Origin of the sequence: Gluconacetobacter brunescens (assembly GCF_048695475.1) — a bacterium.
In the GTDB taxonomy this organism is placed as follows: domain Bacteria; phylum Pseudomonadota; class Alphaproteobacteria; order Acetobacterales; family Acetobacteraceae; genus Gluconacetobacter.
This window is the reverse complement of record NZ_JBLHEN010000001.1, coordinates 750384-767059: the sequence shown is the minus strand read 5'-3', so window position 1 is coordinate 767059 and position 16676 is coordinate 750384. Positions and strand designations below refer to the sequence as shown.

Here is a 16676-nt window from a genome sequence, read left to right as displayed (position 1 = left end):
GCCATGCTGAATACTCCGCGTTCCCTGCGCGGGATGGTGACATCCCCGCATCATCTGGCCAGCCAGGCCGGCCTGGACGTGCTGCGCGACGGCGGTACGGCGATCGAGGCGGTGGTGGCGACGGCGGCGGCGCTGGCCGTGGTCTATCCGCACATGACCGGCATTGGCGGCGATGCGTTCTGGCTGGTGATGTGGCCCGATGGCCGGACCGAGACGATCGATGCCTGCGGCGCGGCCGCGCGGCGCGCCGACCTGGCATTCTATCGCGCCGCCGGGTGCGACACGATTCCCTGGCGTGGGCCGCTGGCGGCCAACACGGTCGCCGGCACGGTGTCCGGCTGGGACCTGGCCCTGGAGTGGAGCCACGCCATGCAGCCCGGGCTGGGCCTGCATCGGCTGCTGCGCGATGCGATCTATTATGCCGAGCAGGGCGTGCCGATTACCGAGGGTGGGGCCGCGCTGACGGCTGCCAAGATGGGCGAACTGGCGGGGATTCCCGGTTTCCGGCAGGTGTTCCTGCCCGGCGGCAAGGCGCCCCAGGCCGGGGACATCCTGCATAACCAGGCCCTGGCGCATACGTTGCGCCGGCTGGCGGGGGATGGGCTGGATTCCTTCTATCGCGGCGCGCTGGCGCGGGACCTGGCCGAGGATCTGCGCCAGTTGGGCAGCCCGCTGGATCTGGCGGACCTGAATACCCACCATGCGCAGGCGCGGCCGCCGCTGCATGTCGATATCGCGGGCGCGCGGCTGTTCAACATGGCGCCGCCGACCCAGGGCGTGGCGTCGCTGCTGATCCTGGCGCTGTTCGACCGGCTGCGGGCCGAAGAGGTCGACGGGTTCGATTATTTCCACGGGCTGGTCGAAGCGACGAAACAGGCGTTCCGCTATCGCGACACCCATGTGGGCGACCCGGCCTTCATGTCGGTGGCGGCGCAGGAGGTGCTGGACGATGCCATGGCGCTGGATCGCATGGCGCTGGACATCGACCCTGAAGTCGCGGCGCCGTGGCCGCATCCGCCGCAGATGGGCGATACGGTGTGGATGGGGGCGGTGGATGCCGATGGCGTTGCCGTCAGCATGATCCAGAGCGTGTATTTCGAATATGGATCGGGCGTGGTTCTGCCGCGCAGCGGGATTGTCTGGCAGAATCGCGGTTCCAGTTTCCGGCTGGCCGAGACGGGCTGGAATGCGCTGCGTCCGGGGCGCAAGCCGTTCCATACGCTCAACCCGGCCGGTGCGCGCTTCGCCGACGGGCGCACCATGGTCTATGGCACCATGGGTGGCGAGGGGCAGCCCCAGACGCAGGCGGCGCTCTTCACCCGCTATGCCCGCTATGGCGTAACATTGCAGCAGGCGGTGACGGCGCCGCGCTGGCTGCTGGGCCGCACCTGGGGCGAGACCAGCACCAGCCTGAAATATGAGGACCGGTTCGCGCCCGAGGTGATCGCGCGGATGGTGGCGGCGGGGCATGTGATGGAGCCCATGCCTGCCTTTACCGCGACGATGGGGCATGCCGGAGCGCTGGTGCTGCATCCGTCGGGCCTGATCGAAGGGGCGACCGATCCGCGCAGCGACGGGATGGTGGCGGCATGGTGAAGATGCCTGTGCGCGAGACGGCATCGGGCCCGCGCGCGGTCGTGCGGTGCGACGACCTGGGAGTCGCTCCCTATTCGGATTCCGACGATCATCTGTTCCGCCCCTATCTGGGAGCGGGGCATGCGGCGACGCTGGACCGGATCGCGGCCTGGATGACCGAGGCGGGAATGACCGCGCGGGTCGATGCCGCCGGCAATATTGTCGGCCGTTATGAAGGGCGGCACGCCGATGCGCCGGCGCTGGTGATCGGCTCGCATGTCGACAGCGTGCGCGATGGCGGGCGCTATGACGGCATGCTGGGCGTGATGCTGGGGATCGAGACGGTGGCGTGGTTTGCCGAGCGCGGCCATCGCTTTGCCTTCGCGATCGAGGTGATCGGGTTCGGCGACGAGGAAGGATCGCGCTTTCCGGTCTCGATGCTGACCAGCCGTGCGGTGGCTGGGGTGCTGGGTGACCAGGACCTGGCGCTGGTCGATGCGGCGGGCGTCGGGCTGGCCGAGGCGCTGGACGGTTTCGGCCTCGACGTGGCGCGCTTTGCCGATGCGGCGCGGCAGCGGGAGGACGTTCTGGCCTATGTCGAGGCGCATATCGAGCAGGGGCCGGTGCTGGAGGCCGAGGGGCATGCGCTGGGTGTCGTGAGTGCCATTGCGGCCCAGTATCGCTTTCGCGCCGTGGTGACGGGCGTGGCGGGCCATGCCGGCACCATGGCGATGCGCCTGCGCCATGACGCGCTGGCCGCCGCCGCCGAGATGGTGCTGGCGGTGGAGCGGATCGGCGGTGCCGGGCCCGAGGACCTGGTGGCCACGGTCGGGCGGATGGAGGTCGGGCCGGGGGTGCCGAACGTGGTGCCTGGGGCGGTGACCTTCAGCATCGATATCCGCTCCGGCGTTAGCGCGGTGCGCGACCGCGCGGCGGACGAAATCCGGGAGGCGCTGGCGGAGATTGCCGCCCGGCGGGACGTGGGGCTGGACCTGACGCTTCAGCAGGACCTGCCGGCGACGCCGTGCGATGCCGGATTGAGCCGGTTGATGGCGGACGCGGTGCGGGACGTGACCGGTGCCGAGCCGCGCGTGCTGGTCAGCGGGGCGGGGCATGATGCGATGGTGATGGCGCGGCTGGCGCCGGTTGCGATGCTGTTCCTGCGCTGCCGGGGCGGGATCAGCCACCATCCGGCCGAGGCGGTGGAGGCGGACGATGTGCAGACGGCGCTGGATGCCATGACGGCCTTCGTCACCCGTTTCGAACAGACTTGGTCGGGGGCCGGGACGGCGCTGACGGAAGAGGAGAGCTAGGGTGTTCGGACAGATCGACCCGCCGCATCGGCTGCTGATGGGGCCTGGCCCGGTGAACGTGCATCCGCGCGTGCTGCGTGCGATGTCGGCGGACATGCTGGGGCAGTTCGACCCGGAGATGACGCGGTACATGAACGAGACGATGGCGCTGTATCGCCGCGTGTTCATGACCGAGAACCGTTGGACGTTCCTGGTGGACGGCACGGCGCGGGCGGGGATCGAGGCGGCGCTGGTGTCGCTGGTCGAGCCCGGGGCGCGGCTGCTGGTGATCCAGGCGGGGCGGTTCGGGCTGCTGCTGTCGGAGATCGGGCAGCGGATCGGGGCGGAGATTTGCACGCTGGATATTCCATGGGGCGAGGTGGCGAGCCTGGAGCAGATCGAGGCGGCGATCGTGGCGCATCGCCCGCAGGTGCTTGCGGCGATCCATGGCGATACCTCGACCACGATGGCGCAGCCGCTGGAGGGTGTGGGCATGATCTGCCGGCGGCATGGCGTGCTGTCCTATGTCGATGCCACGGCGACGCTGGGCGGCATGGCGGTGGCGGCCGATGCGTGGGGCGTGGACGTGGTGACGGGCGGCCTGCAGAAATGCATGGGCGGGCCGCCGGGGTCTTCGCCGATCACGATTTCCGACCGGGCGGCGGCGCATATCATGAAGCGGCGGCATGTCGAGGCGGGGATACGCGGCGCGGACCTGGACGAGGGGCCGGGGGCGCTGATCCGGTCGAACTACTTCGATCTGGCGATGATCATGGAATACTGGTCGGAGAAGCGGCTGAACCACCATACCGAGGCGACCAGCATGCTGTATGCGGCGCGCGAGGCGGCGCGGGTGATGGTGGAAGAGGGGCTGGAGGCGCGTTTCGCGCGGCATCGGGCGGCGGGTGCGGCAATGAGTGCCGGGCTGCGGGCGATGGGGCTGACCCTGTATGGCCAGGATGCCCACCGCATGACCAACGTGACGGGGGTTTATATTCCCGAAGGCGTGGATGGCGAGCGGGTGCGGGCGCGGATGCGCGGGGAGTTCGAGATCGAGATCGGCACCGCGTTCGGGCCGCTGGCGGGGAAAATCTGGCGGATCGGGGCGATGGGCTACAACGCGATGCGGCACAAGGTGCTGATCACGCTCGGCGCGCTGGAGGCCGTGCTGCGCGCCGAGGGCTACGCCCCGCCGGTGGGCGCGGCGATCGACGCCGCACGCGCCGTCTACGAGGCTGAACCATGACGGCGCCCTATCCCCGCGATCTTGTCGGCTATGCCGGTCATCCGCCCGACCCGCGCTGGCCGGGCCAGGCGCGGGTCGCCGTGCAGTTCGTCATCAATTACGAGGAAGGGGCGGAAAATTCTGTCCTGCATGGTGATGCGGGGTCGGAAGCCTTTCTCTCCGAGATGGTCGGTGCGCGATCGGTGCCTGGGGCGCGGGCGATGGCGATGGAAAGCCTGTACGAATATGGGTCGCGCGCCGGGTTCTGGCGATTGCGCCGGCTGTTCGTCGAGCGGGGGCTGCCCGTGACCGTCTTCGGGGTTGCCGCCGCGATGGCCCGCAATCCGGACGCGGTGGAGGCGATGCTGGAGGCTGGGTGGGAAATTGCCAGCCATGGCCTGCGCTGGATCGATTACCAGGATATTCCCGAGGCGCTGGAGCGCGCGCATATCCGCGATTGCATCATGCTGCATACGCACCTGACGGGCTCGCGGCCGCTGGGGTGGTACCAGGGCCGCACCAGCCCGAACACCGCCCGGTTGATCGTCGAGGAAGGCGGGTTTGTCTATGACGCCGATTCCTATGCCGACGACCTGCCGTACTACGACCGCCATCATGGGCGGCCGCAACTGGTCGTGCCCTATACGCTGGATGTGAACGACATGCGCTATGTGGCGCTGAACGGCTTTACCGAGGGCGAGCAGTTCTTCCGCTATCTGCGCGATACGTTCGATAGCCTGTACGAGGAGGGCGAGGTGGCGCCCAAGATGATGTCCGTGGGGCTGCATTGTCGCATTGCCGGCCGTCCGGGGCGCGCCCGCGCGGTTGCCCGCTTCCTGGACCATGTCCTGGCCCATGAGCGGGTCTGGGTGGCGACGCGGCTGGATATTGCCCGCCACTGGCTGGAGGTTCACCCCGCATGAATCCGGTGATGCAGCGCGTGAACGGGATGGAGCCCGCGCGGTTCGTCGAACGGTTCGGCGCGCTTTACGAGCATTCGCCCTGGGTGGCGGAACGCGCGGCGGCCCTGCGCCCGTTCGCGGACCCGGACGCGATGCTGACGGCCATGAATGGGGTGCTGGCGCGCGCGACGACGGAAGAGAAGCTGGCCCTGGTGCGCGCCCACCCCGAACTGGCGCGCCGGGCCGGGCTGGACCCCGACCTGACCCGTGCCTCGCAGGCCGAGCAGGCCTCGGCGGGGCTGGATCGGCTGACGCCGGAGGAATATGCGCGGTTCAACAGCCTGAACGATGGGTATGCCGCGCGGTTCGGCATGCCGTTCGTGATCTGTGTCCGCCTGTCGGACAAGGCGCTGATCCTGTCGGAGATGGCGCGCCGGCTGGCCCAGACGCCGGAGCGGGAACTGGAGACCGCGATCGCGGAGATCGGCAAGATCGCCGGCTTGCGGCTGACCGATGCGCTGGCGCGCGAGGAGCAGGATTCATGAGCACGCTGTCCAGCCACGTTCTCGATCTGGTATCCGGCCGGCCGGCGGCGGGCATGGAGATCGCGCTGTGGACGGGTGAGGCGTGCCTGTTTCGTGGCCGGACGAATGAAGACGGACGGTGTCCGGATCTGGCCGGGGTGGGGGCACTGTCGCCGGGGGCTTATCGGCTGGAATTCGCGGTTGCCGCTTATTTCCGGGGGCAGGGCGTGGCGCTGAGCGAGCCGCCGTTTCTGGATGTGGTGCCGATCGCGTTCGGGATCGCGGCGCCTGCGGCCGATGGTACGGGCGGGCATTACCATGTGCCGCTGCTGGTCTCGCCCTATGGGTTTTCGACCTACCGCGGGAGCTGAAAAAGACACGCCCCGCCGAGGCGGGGCGTGGGGTGCCGGTTTCCGAAGAAACCGGCGGTCGGTATCAGACCAGGTGCTGCTTCAGCGCGGCGGTGAATTCGCGCGTGCCGGACTTGCCGCCCAGGTCGCGGGTCAGCAGCTCGGGCTTGGCGATCACGGCCTTGATGCCGCTCTCGATACGGGTCGACAGATCGTCGCGCCCGACATGCTCCAGCATCATGTTCGCCGCCAGCAGCAGGGCCAGCGGGTTGGCCAGGTCCTTGCCGGCGATGTCGGGCGCCGAACCGTGGACCGCCTCGAACACCGCGGCCTTCTCGCCGATGTTCGCACCCGGGGCCATGCCCAGGCCGCCGACCAGGCCGGCCGTCAGGTCGGACAGGATGTCGCCGAACAGGTTGGTGGTGACGATGACGTCATACTGCCAGGGGTCGATGACCAGCTGCATGGCGCACGCATCGACGATGCGCTCGTTGCATTCCACGCGGCCTTCATATTCCTTGGCGACCTTGCGGCCTTCTTCCAGGAACAGGCCGGTCAGCAGCTTCAGGATGTTGGCCTTGTGGACCAGCGTCACCTTCTTGCGGCCATGCTTGACGGCATATTCGAACGCGAAGCGGACGATGCGGTTACATTCGGCGCGCGAGTTGTAGCCGGCGCCGGTCGCGATCCCGTGCGGGTCGTCGCCCACCGGAATGTAGCTTTCCATCGCCGCGTAGTACCCTTCCAGGTTCTCGCGGACCAGGACCAGGTCGATCTTGTCGAACCGGGCACCGGGAACGAACGTGCGCGTCGGGCGCAGGTTGGCATACAGCCCGAATTCCTGGCGCAGGGTCACGTTGATGGACTTGAAGCCGCCGCCCACGGGGGTCGTCAGCGGGCTCTTCAGGGCCAGGCCGGTGCGGCGGATGCTGTCGATCGTCTGGGGGGGCAGCGGATTGCCGGTCGCGTCAACCGCCGCCATACCCGCGAGCTGCTTGTCCCAGGCGAACGGCGCGCCAACCGCGTCCAGGATCTCGGTCACGGCATCCATGATTTCCGGGCCGATCCCATCGCCGGGGATCAGGGTAGCCGGAATGGTCTTTTCAGCGGACATTGTCGAACGTCTCCCTCTGTGCTTTGCCAGGCCCGACCTGCCGACCGTGCGTTCGCGAGGCGGGGCAGCCGGGCCGGAACCCGTATGGTCCTAGGCCCGTGGCAGACGGGTGACAATCGCGCCGGCCCCCGCCACGAGGGCTTTCGCGGTCACATTATCTGGCGCTGTCCGGGGAGGTTTCGCGCTATTCCGCCACGATCGGGGCACAGGCCGCTTCGAGCCATGCGCGGGCGTCGGAAGCCAGTTGCGGCGCGATGAGATCAAAAACCCGTGCATGGTACGTGTCCAGCCAGGCCGTCTCTTCACGGGTCAGCAGGGCCGGGTCGATCAGCCGCCGGTCGAACGGTGCCAGGGTCAGGGTCTCGAACGCCAGGAAGCTCCGGCCGGCCTCGGCGAGGGCCGGATGGGCCAGCAGCAGGTTCTCCAGCCGGATGCCGAAGGCGCCCGGCCGATAGTAGCCGGGCTCGTCCGACAGGATCATGCCCGCCGCGACCGCCACCGGCCGGTGAACGGGCGAGATCGAGCACGGCCCCTCATGCACCGAAAGATAGCTGCCGATTCCATGGCCGGTGCCGTGGTCGTAATCCAGCCCGTCCTGCCACAGCGCGTAGCGTGCCAGGGCATCCAGCGCGTGCCCCGTCGTGCCGACCGGGAAGCGGGCCCGCGCCAGCGCGATATGGCCCTTCAGCACGCGGGTGAAGGGGCCGCGCACGCTGTCGGGGCCCGGCCCCTTGCCGGTCCAGAGGGTGCGGGTGACGTCGGTGGTGCCGAAGGGATACTGGCCGCCGCTGTCGATCAGATAAACCTCGTCGGCGCCGATCGTGCGGGCGGAGTCCGGGGTGACCCGGTAATGGATCACCGCGCCGTTGGGGCCGGCGCCCGAGATGGCGGGGAAGCTCTCCTCGCGATAATCGGGGCAGAAGGCGCGGAATGCATCCAGGCGGCTCGCGGCCTGGAGTTCATTCTGGCCGATGCCCTGCGTATCGACCCAATGGAGGAAACGGCATAGTGCGATGCCGTCGATCAGGTGCGCGCGGCGCGCGCCTTCCTGCTCGACCGGGTTCTTGCAGGCGCGCGGCAGGGCGCAGGGGTCGGTGGCGCGGGCGATGGTGGCGCCGGCGGCCTGCAGCGTCTGGATGAACCAGATCGCCGTGCCGACCGGATCGACCCGCACCGTCTGTCCGTTCAGGGCCGTCAGGGCCGCGTCGAGCCCGGAAGGCGGTACGATCCGCACCTGCGGCCCCAGCCAGTGGGCGGTATTGGGCGGCACGCGGGCCGGGTCGATGAACAGGTCGACCTGCGCGTCGGCGTGCAGGATGGCGAAGGCCAGGCAGGCCGGCGTGTAGGGAACGTCGCTGCCGCGAATGTTCAGCAGCCAGGCGATGGATGTCGGGTCGCCCAGGATCGCCGCGTCCTGGCCTTCGGCGCGCAGGACGGCCGCCATGCGGGCCCGCTTGTCGGCGCTGTCCTCGCCCGCGAAGGAGAGGGGATGGGGCAGGCAGGGGGTGCCGGGGGCGGCCGGCTGGTCGGTCCAGATCCGGTCCACCGGATTGGCCGCCAGCGGCACCATGTCCAGCCCGCGCGCCAGGAAGGGTTGCAGGCCGGCCTCGCCGACCAGGCGGGGATCGTAGCCGATCCGCAGGCCGCGCCCGCCCTGGGTCGCCAGCCATTCCGCCGGGGGCGTGTCGCGCATATGCAGGCGGGCCCAGGCGGTGCCGTCCACCTGCTGGTCCATCTGCGTGATGTAGCGCCCGTCGGAGAAGACCGCCGCCGGGCCGTCGCGCAGCACCACCGCCATGCCGGCGCTGCCGGTAAAGCCGCTCAGCCAGGCCAGGCGCTCGGCGTAGGGGGCGACATATTCGCCCAGATGCTCGTCGCCGCGCAGCAGGAGGAAGCCGTCGACATCCATGTCCTCCAGCACGCGGCGCAGTGCGGGGAGACGGGTTGAGATCTCGGGCATTCCTTTATCCTTTTGCTTTAGAAACAGTATATTCCGTTGATTTCTGTTTGCGTTGCCTGAACTGTCAGGCGCCCGTCGCGGCATCGGGGCGGCGCAGCACGAGCGTGGACCAGTCGCCTTCGGTCAGGTGCCGTTCCAGGACCAGGCCCTGCCGCCGGTGGGCGGCCACCACCATGCGGGCCTGGCTGTTCAGCAGGCCGGCCAGGATGGCGGTGCCGCCGGGGGCCAGATGGGCCGCCAGATCCCTGGCCATCAGGCAGAGCGGCCGGGCGAGGATATTGGCGAAGATCAGGTCGAAGGGGGCATGGCGCTTCAGGCCCGGCGTGCGCCAGCCATTGCCCAGCCGGGCTGCGACCAGCGTGGAGAGGCCGTTCAGCGCGGCATTCTGCTGCGTCGTGCGGACCGACCACGGGTCGATATCCACCGCCAGGACCGGGCGGTGCAGCAGGGCCGCCGCCGCCATGGCCAGGATGCCCGAGCCGCAGCCCATGTCGAGAATCCGGCGAGGGCGGCGATGGGCGACCTGTTCGAGGGCGCGCAGGCAGCCACGGGTCGAGCCGTGCTCGCCCGAGCCGAAGGCCATGCCGGCATCGAGCGTGATGGCGATGCGGCGCGACTGGGTGGGGCCTTCCAGGTGGGTGCCGCGCACCACGAAACGCTGCCCGACATCCTGCTCGGGGAAGGATTCGTAGGTGCGGGCCAGCCAGCCCTCGGCCTCGGTGCGCGTGCGTTCCAGTTCGGCCGCGTGGCCGCTGACGGCGGCGGCGAGGGCCAGGGCGGCCGTCAGTTCGGCTTCGCCGTAACCGACATCGCGCACGCCTTCGACCCGCCACAGGATCTGCGTATCGTCCACCTCGAAGATGCCGATGGTGGAGCAGACGACCGACAGGGCGTCCTCGTACGCCATGACGGCGTCGGCGGGGACGGTGATGGCGATGGTTTCCAGTTCCGTCGCGTGGCGACGGGTCAGACTTGTCATGGTGCTTTCTCGACAAAACTGTCCAGGAGACGTTTCGGTCCGGCCTTGTCGAAGGCGACTTCCAGCCGGTTGCCCTCGACGGACGACACCGTTCCGTATCCGAATTTCTGATGAAAGACCCGCGTTCCGACGGCCATCGTCGCCTTTGCGGGGGCTGTTGTGGCATCGCCCGTCCCGGCCGCGCGCGGGCGGCGCGCGGTGATGGGGAAGGCGCTGGAGAAAGCGGGGGCCTGGCCGAAGGCACGGCTGCGCGCCTGGCTGGCGGCGCCGGTCGTGGTCACGTATTCGTCGGGCAGTTCCTCGATGAAACGGCTGGGCATGGCCGATTGCCAGTTGCCGTAGATGCGGCGGCTGGCGGCATGGCTGATGATGGCCCGGTGCCGTGCCCGCGTGATGCCGACATAGGCGAGGCGCCGTTCTTCCTCCAGCCCCTTCAGGCCGCCCTCGTCGAGCGTGCGCTGCGAGGGGAACACGCCTTCCTCCCAGCCCGGCAGGAACACGGTGTCGAATTCCAGGCCCTTCGCGCCGTGCAGGGTCATGATGCTCAGGCGCTCGGTGCTGGCGCTTTCCTCGTTTTCCATCACCAGGGCGACATGTTCGAGGAAATGGCCCAGGCTTTCGAAATCGGCCAGCGCGCGCACCAGTTCCTTCAGATTGTCCAGCCGGCCCGGCGCCTCGACCGAGGTGTCGGCCTTCCACATGTCGATATAGCCGCTTTCCTCCAGCAGCCTGTCGATGACCACGACATGGCCCTCGCGCGGCAGGGCTTCGCGGCCCTGTTGCAGGATGTTCAGCAGCGCGGCCAGGCTGTCGCGGGCCTTGCCCTTGATCTCGCCGCGTTCGAGCATGCCGCCGATCGCGGCCGTCAGCGGCATGTTGCCGTCGCGGGCGGCCTGGTGGAATTTCTGCATCGCGACGGCGCCGATGCCGCGCCGGGGCACGTTGACGATGCGTTCGAACGCCAGGTCGTCCGCCGGCTGGTTCAGCACGCGCATGTAGGCCAGCGCGTCGCGGATTTCCGCGCGTTCGTAGAAGCGCAGGCCGCCGACGACGCGGTAGGGCAGGCCGAGCGCGATCAGCCGTTCCTCGAACGCGCGGGTCTGGAAACCGGCGCGGACCAGGATGGCGATCTCGGACATGCGGTGGCCGCCGGCGCGCAGGCGTTCGACTTCCTCGCCGACCAGCCGGGCTTCGTCGTCGGAATCCCAGACCGAGGCCACGCGCACCTTGTCGCCCGAGGCGTCCTCGCGGCCGGGGCGCAGGGTCTTGCCCAGCCTGCCGTCATTATGCGCGATCAGGCCGGAGGCGGCGCCCAGGATCTGGGCGGTGGAGCGGTAGTTGCGCTCCAGCCGGACGATGGCGGCTCCGGGGAAGTCGCGCTCGAACCGCAGGATGTTTTCCACTTCCGCGCCGCGCCAGGAATAGATCGACTGGTCGTCGTCGCCGACGCAGCAGATATTGGCCTGCTGGCCCTCGCGCTGGGCCAGCAGGCGCAGCCACAGATACTGGATGGTGTTGGTGTCCTGGTATTCGTCGACCAGGATATAGCGGAACAGCCGGTGATACTGGGCCAGCACGTCCGGCCTGGTGCGCAGGATTTCGGTGACGTGCAGCATCAGGTCGCCGAAATCGCAGGCATTGAGCTGTACCAGCCGGGCCTGGTAGCTGGCATAGATCGCCCGGCACTGGCCATCGGCGAAATCGCAATCCTCGGCCGGGGTGACGCGCTCGGGCGTCAGGCCGCGATCCTTCCAGCGCTGGATCACGCCCAGGATGCCCTGCGGGGGCCAGCGCTTGCTGTCGATGCGCAGCGGCTCGATCACCTGCTTGAGCAGGCGGAGCTGGTCGTCGGTATCGAGGATGGTGAAACCTGAACTGAGCCCGACATATTCGGCATGGCGGCGCAGCATGCGTGCGCACAGGGCATGGAAGGTGCCCAGCCACAGCCCTTCGACCGGTTCGCCCAGCAGGGTGCCGATCCGCTCGCGCATTTCGCGCGCCGCCTTGTTGGTGAAGGTGACGGCCAGGATCTGGTAGGGCCGCGCGCGGCCGGAGAGCAGGATATGGGCGAAGCGGGTGGTCAGGACGCGCGTCTTGCCCGTTCCGGCGCCGGCAAGGACCAGGAGCGGGCCGTCGGTCGTCTCGATCGCCATCCGCTGTTCGGGATTGAGGCGCTGGAGATAATCCGGAGCATCGGGGGTGGGGGCTGGGGTCTGGTTCACGGTTCCCGTATAGGGCGTCGCGGGACTATGACCAAGCATTGCGGACTGATTCCCGCGCCGGGGGATGGGTCCATCGGACAGGGGAGACGGGCAGCGGCATGACGCGGGCGGGCAGGGACGGCGGAAAGGGCGCGGGGCGGGCGGTGCCTTTCAGGGAAACCGGGCCGGCCGGGCACCGGGGGCGGATGCGTGCCAGGGTCCTGACATCCGGCGCCGCGTCGCTCGCGGATTACGAGATCGTGGAGATGCTGCTGTTTCTCGGCGTGCCCCGGCGGGACACCAAGCCGCTGGCCAAGGCGTTGCTGAACCGATTCGGCAGTCTGGGCGCGCTGCTGTCGGCCTCGCCCGACGGGCTGCGGGAGGCCGGCCTGTCGGACCGGGCGGCGGCGGCGCTGGGGCTGCCGGCCGCCGTGGCCGACTGCCTGTCGCGCCCCGATCCGCTGACGCGCACCCCGATGCGGGACTGGGATGCGGTGCTGGTCTATTGCGACACGCAACTGGCCGACGCGCCGCCCGGCCAGTTGCGGGTGCTCTTCCTCGACAGCATCAATCACATCATTGCCGACGAAGCGGTGGACGATAGCGGGGGCGGCGCGCCGGAACTGACCCAGCGCCATATTCTGCTGCGCGCGCTAGACCTGCACGCCACGGCGCTGGTCGGAATCCGCATCGCGCCCTGCTGGCCGCCGCCGGTTGCGATGATCGAGGGGGATGCCGTGCTGATGCAGGCGATTTCCTACCACGCGCAGAACCTGTCCCTGACGGTCCAGGACCATGTGTTCCTGCGGCGCGGCCAGTGGCTCAGCCTGCGTCAGCAGCGACGTCTTTAGGAGTCTGGCGGGCGATGCGCCGGCGGTCCGGGAGGCATTTTCCTTCGGGCTCCGGAAGGTTATTCCGCCGCGGGATGGATATGCGCGGCCGCCAGTTGTCCGCGGATTGCCGCCATCAGCTCGCCGGGATCGGTCACCAGCGCGTCGGCGCCGGCTTCGGTCAGTTCTTCCTCGCCGCCATATCCCCACAGCACGCCAAGCCCCCGGATATGGTTGGCATGGGCGCCGCTGATATCGAACCGGCGATCGCCGACCATGACGGCGTGGTTTCTGGCGATATCGTGCTCTTCGAGCAGTTGGGCGATCAGTTCGGGTTTCTCCGCGCCGGTATCGTCGGGCCGGGCGCCGTAGAGCGCCGTGAAATAGGGGGTCAGTTCCCGCAGTTCCAGGATGGCGCGCGCCAGGTGAACCGGCTTGGAGGTGGCCAGGAACAGCCGGGCGCCCGATGCCGTCACCGCCTCGATCACCTCGCGCATACCAGGGAAGACCGGACTGCGATGCATGCCGCGCCGCTCGTAATGATAGCGGTAGCGCCTTACGGCTTCCTCGGCCCGATCGTCGCCGTAATGCGTGAGGACGCGGGCGACCAGGTCGTGCAGGGGCGGGCCGACAACCCAGGTCAGGTCTTCCGCCGGATCGGGTTCATGGCCAAGATCGCGTATCGCGTCATGCAGGGAACTGATAATGCCGGCGCGGGAATCGATGATGGTACCGTCGAGATCGAGAAGAACCGCGTCGTGATGGTTGAGAGACGACAGAACATTCATACCGGCGATGGTCCTTTTGGCTCCATGAAGAGCCCTTATACCCAAGCTGCCGCTTCGCGGCCATTGTCGGCCGCCTGTGCGGGTGGCCGGGGCCTTGGGATGGCATGACCGCTCCTTCCGCCGGTGCCGGCGACGTCGCGCTGCTGTCCGCGATCCTGACGCTGATCCTGCCGTCGGGGGGCGACCCCGCCGGGCTGGCGCATGCGATGCTGACGCGATTCGGCACCGCCGGCGCGGTCTTCGCCGCCGATGCCGACGAATTGTCGGCGGTGGCCGACGGGCGGCTTCAGGTGGTCGTGACCCTTCCGCTGCTGCGTGAGGCGGCGATCCGGCTGATGCGCACGCGCATCCGGCACGGCAACCTGCTGGCGTCACATGATGCGCTGATGGCTTATCTTCAGGCCGTTCTGGCGCGCGACACGCTGGAGCAGTTCCGCGTGCTGTTCCTGGACCGCAATGCCCGGCTGATCGCCGATGAAGTCCTGGCCCAGGGTACGATCGACCAGACGCCCGTCTATCCGCGCGAAGTCATGCGCCGTGCCATCCGCCTGAAGGCGAGCGAGCTGATTCTGGTCCATAACCATCCCGGCTGGAACCCGATGCCGTCGCGCGAGGACATCATGATGACCCGGCGGCTGGAACAGATCGCCACCGTGCTGGGGTTGACGGTGCGCGACCATGTCATCGTGGGGAATGGTGGGGCGACCAGCTTCCGGCAATCGGGCCTGCTGTAAGAGGCTCTCGGTCGGGCGCGTTCTTCAGGTGCTGTCTTCAGGTGCTGTCGGCCGTCTGCTCGGCGGGGGTTGTGTCGGCGATCATCAGACGGTTGCGGCCGCCCCTTTTGGCGACATAGAGCGCCTGGTCGGCGCGCTCGATCAAGGCCGCATGGTCTTCGCCGGGCTGGTGACTGGCGATTCCCATGCTGATCGTGACATGCAGGGTCGGGCCGGACGGGATCGCGATGGAATCCGACGAGACGGCGCGGACCAGGCGGCGCGCCAGGCTGATGGCCTGTTCGGGATTCTGGTCCGTGATCAGGACCGCGAATTCCTCGCCGCCGATCCGGGCGACCATGTCGCTGTCGCGCACGGCGGCCAGGACCGTGGAGGCGACCCGCCGCAGCACGACGTCGCCGATCGGGTGGCCGTAGCGGTCATTGACCAGCTTGAAATGATCCAGGTCGAAAATCGCGACCGCGATTTTCGCGGCATCCTGGGCCAGGCCGGCATGGAGGGCCTGGAAGAAGGCGCGCCGGTTGGGCAGGCCGGTCAGTTCGTCCGTATTGGCCGCGTGCTCGTTGGCTTCGGCGATCCGGCGGTTCTGCTCGTCCTGCGTGAACTGTTCGGTCACATCGCGGATCAGCCCGCCAAAGCCCAGATCCTCATCCAGGCGATGGGCCAGGATCTCGACATGCCGGATCGTGCCGTCGCGGCGGCAGATGCTGACGACCTGACGCAGATCTTCCCGGCTGCCCGATACGAGTTCGGCCAGCGCCCGGCTGAGGGGAGGGCGGTCTTCGGGGATGACGCTTTCCAGCATGTGCTGGCCCAGCCGGTATTCGACCGGTACGCCGAACAGTTGCTCGGATGCCGGATTGAGGTAGCTCCAGCGGCCGAAGGCATCGACCCGGAACAGCACGTCGCCCACACGATCCGCCAGGTGGCGGAAATCGCGCAGCCGCCGTTCGGCCAGCGCCGCTTTCTGGTCGCGCTGGGTCAGCACGGCGCCCAGCGGCAGGGCGCAGAAGAAGATCGTCGCCAGGTCGAGCTGGAAAATATAGATCCTCAGCGAGTCCGGCCCGTGAAGGGGCATGACGGGACCGACATCGGTAAAGATGAAATAGCTGCCGATCATGGCGATGATCGCGACGGCCAGCGCGGCACCTTTGGCGTACAGGTGATAGGTGGCCAGAAGCAGCGGCGGCAGAAGCAGGAACTGGAACGGATAGCGGGACTGGCCATAGACCATGATCGCCGCGCAGGCGACGAGCGCCATCAGGCCGCCGGCCACGAACGGCGAGGGGGCATCGTGATCTGCGTCGCCCTTGGTATCGTAGGGGTTCAGGGCCAGCAGAACCGGAACCGTGATCAGGACGCCGGGCAGGTGGGCCATGGTCCAGGCCATCGCGCCGCCCAGCCAGCCGCGCCCTTCGCTGAAATACAGGGCCTCCGCGGCGATGGCCGCCGAGCAGATGACGGCCATTGCCGTCACAAGGGCGAAACGAAATGCCCATCCCGGATGTTCGAAAAAGCCGGAAATCGGGCTGAAACGGCGGGTCAGGAAAATGGCGAGCAGGATCTCGACCAGATTGGCGCTTGCGAAGCCGACGCTGGTGACCCAGGGGCGATGGTCACCCAGATTGACCAGCGTGGACAGCAGCAGCAGCAGGGGCGCAAACAGTCGCCAGTCGAAATTCCGCATGCACAGGGCCGCGGCCACCAGGATCGCGTTGGCGGGCCAGATCATGGCGGAACTGCCGCCATGGCGGGTCCATCCCACGCTGGCGATGGCGACGAGGCACCAGACAACGCAGGTCGATACCGTCGACAGACTATTCCGACGTGCCAGGATTCCTGCCATGTTCCGCAACCCGTTCGTTCTTGTAATTTCAATTATCATTATCCGTCCATTGGTGGACAGACCGCAGGGACGCTCAAATACACAGAGCAACAAAAATATTGATTTGCTGTGCCCGGAACCACATGCCGCGAAGGCGGCTGCGATGGCCTTTGCTGCCTTGCCGGTTTCCGCAACAGCGTGTGCAGGGCGGTTGGGGCGCCTGCGGGCACTTCGAACAGGTGAGGATGCTCGTAAAAACAATAAACTTTAGTCGTCGGACCGGCAGGCGTCGATAAAGATTGATGAAGTCATGTTCATCCATGTACGAAAGAGGCGTTGGCTGACCTGGTGGCTTCTTGCCTCATCTGGTGATGTGG

General features: G+C 68.1%; 15 protein-coding genes. 9 read left to right on the top strand and 6 right to left on the bottom strand.

Features of this window, described 5'->3' with window-relative positions:
- The first annotated feature begins 3 nt into the window (after positions 1 to 3).
- Genes ACMAUO_RS03375 through uraH form a run of 6 tightly spaced genes read left to right on the top strand, consistent with a single transcriptional unit; the run spans position 4 to position 5889 of the window.
- On the top strand, positions 4 to 1596 hold the full coding sequence (locus ACMAUO_RS03375; RefSeq protein ID WP_420355571.1) for a gamma-glutamyltransferase family protein: 1593 nt from the start codon (positions 4 to 6) through the stop codon (positions 1594 to 1596).
- Entirely contained in the window at positions 1590 to 2888 is a 1299-nt protein-coding gene (locus ACMAUO_RS03370) for an allantoate amidohydrolase (protein WP_420355570.1), read from the top strand. The genes ACMAUO_RS03375 and ACMAUO_RS03370 overlap by 7 nt, the downstream gene beginning before the upstream one ends.
- A gap of 37 nt (positions 2889 to 2925) precedes the next feature.
- On the top strand, positions 2926 to 4113 hold the full coding sequence (locus tag ACMAUO_RS03365) for a pyridoxal-phosphate-dependent aminotransferase family protein (RefSeq protein WP_420357191.1): 1188 nt from the start codon (positions 2926 to 2928) through the stop codon (positions 4111 to 4113).
- A complete protein-coding gene (puuE, locus tag ACMAUO_RS03360; protein ID WP_420355569.1) occupies positions 4110 to 5015 on the top strand; it encodes an allantoinase PuuE in 906 nt (301 codons plus the stop codon). Before ACMAUO_RS03365 ends, puuE begins: the two co-directional genes overlap by 4 nt.
- The gene (uraD, locus tag ACMAUO_RS03355) at positions 5012 to 5539 is read left to right on the top strand and encodes a 2-oxo-4-hydroxy-4-carboxy-5-ureidoimidazoline decarboxylase (RefSeq protein ID WP_420355568.1); all 528 of its coding nucleotides are present in this window, start codon (positions 5012 to 5014) and stop codon (positions 5537 to 5539) included. Before puuE ends, uraD begins: the two co-directional genes overlap by 4 nt.
- Complete coding sequence (gene uraH, locus ACMAUO_RS03350; RefSeq protein ID WP_420355567.1) at positions 5536 to 5889, top strand: hydroxyisourate hydrolase; 354 nt, start codon at positions 5536 to 5538, stop codon at positions 5887 to 5889. The genes uraD and uraH overlap by 4 nt, the downstream gene beginning before the upstream one ends.
- Before the next feature lie 64 nt (positions 5890 to 5953).
- Here the strand turns inward: uraH and ACMAUO_RS03345 are convergent, their stop codons facing one another.
- The 4 genes from ACMAUO_RS03345 to ACMAUO_RS03330 all read right to left on the bottom strand — a co-directional run bounded on the left by ACMAUO_RS03345 (position 5954) and on the right by ACMAUO_RS03330 (position 12182).
- On the bottom strand, positions 5954 to 6982 hold the full coding sequence (locus ACMAUO_RS03345) for an isocitrate/isopropylmalate dehydrogenase family protein (RefSeq protein WP_420355566.1): 1029 nt from the start codon (positions 6980 to 6982) through the stop codon (positions 5954 to 5956).
- A gap of 184 nt (positions 6983 to 7166) precedes the next feature.
- Entirely contained in the window at positions 7167 to 8942 is a 1776-nt protein-coding gene (locus tag ACMAUO_RS03340) for a M24 family metallopeptidase (protein ID WP_420355565.1), read from the bottom strand.
- Between the two features lie 64 nt (positions 8943 to 9006).
- On the bottom strand, positions 9007 to 9921 hold the full coding sequence (locus tag ACMAUO_RS03335) for a 50S ribosomal protein L11 methyltransferase (protein ID WP_420355564.1): 915 nt from the start codon (positions 9919 to 9921) through the stop codon (positions 9007 to 9009).
- The gene (locus ACMAUO_RS03330; protein ID WP_420355563.1) at positions 9918 to 12182 is read right to left on the bottom strand and encodes an ATP-dependent helicase; all 2265 of its coding nucleotides are present in this window, start codon (positions 12180 to 12182) and stop codon (positions 9918 to 9920) included. Before ACMAUO_RS03330 ends, ACMAUO_RS03335 begins: the two co-directional genes overlap by 4 nt.
- A gap of 59 nt (positions 12183 to 12241) precedes the next feature.
- Between ACMAUO_RS03330 and ACMAUO_RS03325 the strand changes: the two genes are divergently transcribed.
- On the top strand, positions 12242 to 12973 hold the full coding sequence (locus ACMAUO_RS03325; protein ID WP_420355562.1) for a JAB domain-containing protein: 732 nt from the start codon (positions 12242 to 12244) through the stop codon (positions 12971 to 12973).
- A gap of 59 nt (positions 12974 to 13032) precedes the next feature.
- On the opposite strand, the gene ACMAUO_RS03320 is transcribed toward ACMAUO_RS03325, so the two are convergent.
- Complete coding sequence (locus ACMAUO_RS03320) at positions 13033 to 13740, bottom strand: HAD hydrolase-like protein (RefSeq protein ID WP_420355561.1); 708 nt, start codon at positions 13738 to 13740, stop codon at positions 13033 to 13035.
- A 104-nt stretch (positions 13741 to 13844) separates the two neighbouring features.
- On the opposite strand from ACMAUO_RS03320, the gene ACMAUO_RS03315 reads away from it, so the two are divergent.
- Positions 13845 to 14474, top strand: a complete 630-nt coding sequence (locus ACMAUO_RS03315; protein ID WP_420355560.1) for a JAB domain-containing protein — start codon at positions 13845 to 13847, stop codon at positions 14472 to 14474.
- 37 nt (positions 14475 to 14511) lie between these two features.
- Here ACMAUO_RS03315 and ACMAUO_RS03310 read toward each other — a convergent pair whose 3' ends face one another.
- Positions 14512 to 16320: a sensor domain-containing diguanylate cyclase gene (locus ACMAUO_RS03310; RefSeq protein ID WP_420355559.1), complete on the bottom strand. Its 1809-nt coding sequence runs from the start codon at positions 16318 to 16320 to the stop codon at positions 14512 to 14514.
- On the opposite strand from ACMAUO_RS03310, the gene ACMAUO_RS03305 reads away from it, so the two are divergent.
- Complete coding sequence (locus ACMAUO_RS03305) at positions 16319 to 16570, top strand: hypothetical protein (RefSeq protein WP_420355558.1); 252 nt, start codon at positions 16319 to 16321, stop codon at positions 16568 to 16570. The two genes, ACMAUO_RS03310 and ACMAUO_RS03305, sit on opposite strands and share 2 nt — an antisense overlap.
- Positions 16571 to 16676: the final 106 nt, after the last annotated feature.

Excerpts from the sequence above, each read along its gene's own strand:
- uraD (WP_420355568.1), top strand. The coding sequence starts at position 5,012 with ATGAATCCGGTGATGCAGCGCGTGAACGGGATGGAGCCCGCGCGGTTC.
- ACMAUO_RS03370 (WP_420355570.1), top strand. The coding sequence starts at position 1,590 with ATGGTGAAGATGCCTGTGCGCGAGACGGCATCGGGCCCGCGCGCGGTC.
- puuE (WP_420355569.1), top strand. The coding sequence starts at position 4,110 with ATGACGGCGCCCTATCCCCGCGATCTTGTCGGCTATGCCGGTCATCCG.
- ACMAUO_RS03335 (WP_420355564.1), bottom strand. The coding sequence starts at position 9,921 with ATGACAAGTCTGACCCGTCGCCACGCGACGGAACTGGAAACCATCGCC.
- ACMAUO_RS03325 (WP_420355562.1), top strand. The coding sequence starts at position 12,242 with ATGACGCGGGCGGGCAGGGACGGCGGAAAGGGCGCGGGGCGGGCGGTG.
- ACMAUO_RS03330 (WP_420355563.1), bottom strand. The coding sequence starts at position 12,182 with ATGCTTGGTCATAGTCCCGCGACGCCCTATACGGGAACCGTGAACCAG.
- ACMAUO_RS03320 (WP_420355561.1), bottom strand. The coding sequence starts at position 13,740 with ATGAATGTTCTGTCGTCTCTCAACCATCACGACGCGGTTCTTCTCGAT.
- ACMAUO_RS03310 (WP_420355559.1), bottom strand. The coding sequence starts at position 16,320 with ATGGCAGGAATCCTGGCACGTCGGAATAGTCTGTCGACGGTATCGACC.
- ACMAUO_RS03345 (WP_420355566.1), bottom strand. The coding sequence starts at position 6,982 with ATGTCCGCTGAAAAGACCATTCCGGCTACCCTGATCCCCGGCGATGGG.
- ACMAUO_RS03365 (WP_420357191.1), top strand. The coding sequence starts at position 2,926 with ATGGGGCCTGGCCCGGTGAACGTGCATCCGCGCGTGCTGCGTGCGATG.
- ACMAUO_RS03305 (WP_420355558.1), top strand. The coding sequence starts at position 16,319 with ATGTTCCGCAACCCGTTCGTTCTTGTAATTTCAATTATCATTATCCGT.
- ACMAUO_RS03375 (WP_420355571.1), top strand. The coding sequence starts at position 4 with ATGCTGAATACTCCGCGTTCCCTGCGCGGGATGGTGACATCCCCGCAT.
- ACMAUO_RS03315 (WP_420355560.1), top strand. The coding sequence starts at position 13,845 with ATGACCGCTCCTTCCGCCGGTGCCGGCGACGTCGCGCTGCTGTCCGCG.
- ACMAUO_RS03340 (WP_420355565.1), bottom strand. The coding sequence starts at position 8,942 with ATGCCCGAGATCTCAACCCGTCTCCCCGCACTGCGCCGCGTGCTGGAG.
- uraH (WP_420355567.1), top strand. The coding sequence starts at position 5,536 with ATGAGCACGCTGTCCAGCCACGTTCTCGATCTGGTATCCGGCCGGCCG.